This window comes from Acidovorax sp. KPB24-07, from assembly GCF_057543315.1.
This window is the reverse complement of record NZ_BAAJYS010000522.1, coordinates 1-1958: the sequence shown is the minus strand read 5'-3', so window position 1 is coordinate 1958 and position 1958 is coordinate 1. Positions and strand designations below refer to the sequence as shown.

Genomic DNA, 1958 nt, shown 5'->3' with positions numbered 1-1958 from the left:
TGCTGCTGGATGCCGGCTGCGGCCTGCCGGTGGACCCCGAGGTGCGCGCCGCCGTCGAGCAGGCCGCGCGCTGGTTCGAGGCGGCCGGTGCCCGGGTGGAGCCCATGGCGCCCTTCATGACGCCGGGCATGCTCGATGGCATGGACCATTTCTGGCGCATGCGCTCCTACACCGACCTGCAGACCCTGCCCGAGGAGCGGCGCGCCCGCGTGCTGCCCTACATCCGTGCCTGGGCCGACAGCGCCGCGGGCCTGTCGGGCATCGAAGTGTTCCACGCCAGCCAGCAGTTCCACGCGACGCGCGTGGCCACGGTGCAGGCCTGCAGCGCGTTCGACTACGTGCTCTCGCCCGTCGCGCCCATGCCCGCCTTCGCGGCCGAGCTGCCCTCGCCCACTGACGACCCGCTGCGCCCGCTGGAGCACATCGGCTTCACCGTGCCGTTCAACATGTCCGAGCAGCCCGCCGCCTCGGTGAACTGCGGGTACACGGCGGCGGGCCTGCCGATCGGGCTTCAGATCGCCGGGCCCCGCTTCGACGACCTGGGCGTGCTGCAGGTCGCCCATGCCTTCGAGCAGATCCGCGGGCCGCAACGCCCCTGGCCCCAGCCCCCCGGGGCCTGACGGGTGCGCCCGCGGGCGCGCCTTTCAGGCCCATGTTCCTTTCAACGCCTGCCCTGCTTTCCTTCACCCCCGTTTTCCGACACCACGGCCCGACCCCGCACATGGACACCTTTCTTCTGGCGATCCTGATCGCCACCGGCACCTACGCCCTCAACGCCCGCCAGCAGCGCCGGCGCATCGCGCTGCTGGCGCGCCACTTGGCCAACTACCAGATCGAGAAGCTGATGGAGAACCTCACCGAGGGCTACCTGCGCGCCCTGGGCGAGAGCGAGCCGCAGCGGCGCGACCAGATCTGGAGCCTGTTGACCACCACCGAATCGCAGCTGACTGAGCAGTTCAACCGCTTCACGGCCGAGTTCTCGCGCCTGGACCCGGCGCTGACCCGCGTGAGCCGCATCGCGATCAGCCTGCCGTTCGCCCACCAGCTGTTTCCATCGGCCGCGTTCGACATGCGCAAGGCCCTGCTGGTGCATGCCCAGGGCATCGACCGCGCGGTGCGCAACGAAGCCGGCCGCGATGCGCGCGACAAGGCCTTCACCCTGTCGGCCGAGCTGTTCCTGATGCAGCACACCTGCCACTGGTTCTGCAAATCGAAGACCATCGCCTCGGCCCGCATGATGGCGCGGCACCAGACGCCTTACGACCAGCTCGTGGCCTCGGTGTCGCCGGAGACGCGCAAGGCCTATCTGGCGCTGGTCAACGGCTGACCGCCCTCATCGTCCACACCCCACCCCACCCCACCCCGCCATCGCCCATGCCGACCGCGCCTGCCGTACCGCCACCCGCCGCCCTCGCGCCGCGCGCGGCCTGGGGCATGCTGCTGGCGCTGGTGTCGGGCTTTGCGCTGAGCCAGGCGTTTCGCACCATCACGGCGATCATCGCCACGGGCCTGCGGGCGGAGTTCGGGCTGTCGGCCGCGGCGCTGGGCGCCTTCGCCGGGGCCTTCGCATTCGCCTTCGGCACCATGCAGCTGTTCATGGGCATCGGGATCGACCTGTACGGCGTGCGGCGCACGCTGCTGGCGGCGTTTCCGCTGGCCATCGCGGGCGCGCTGCTCTCGGCGCTGGCGCCGGGCTACGGACTGGTGCTGCTCGGGCAGGCGCTGATCGGCGTGGGCTGCGCCCCGGCCTTTTTGGTGTGCACCGTGTTCATCGCGCGGCATTTTCCGGCCCAGCGGTTCGCAGTGGTGTCGGGCGTGGCCATGGGCGTCGGCGGCCTGGGCATGCTGTTCACGGGCACGCCGCTGGCCTGGCTGGTGCAGCACGCGTCGTGGCGCTGGGGGTTCGGCGTGCTGGCGGGCCTGGCCGCGCTGGCGTGGCTGCTGATCTTCTGGAAGGT

3 protein-coding genes are annotated in these 1958 nt (G+C 71.2%); all 3 read left to right on the top strand.

All coding sequences use genetic code 11. The features are described from left to right. Positions 1–620: amidase family protein (locus AC27IQ_RS23390; protein WP_487090982.1), on the top strand; the 620-nt coding region annotated here is incomplete at its 5' end. A gap of 101 nt (positions 621–721) precedes the next feature. Further along, complete coding sequence (locus AC27IQ_RS23385) at positions 722–1327, top strand: hypothetical protein (protein ID WP_317356643.1); 606 nt, start codon at positions 722–724, stop codon at positions 1325–1327. Between the two features lie 47 nt (positions 1328–1374). Next, positions 1375–1958, top strand: a 584-nt coding sequence (locus AC27IQ_RS23380; protein WP_487090981.1) for an MFS transporter, incomplete at its 3' end; no start/stop codon positions are given.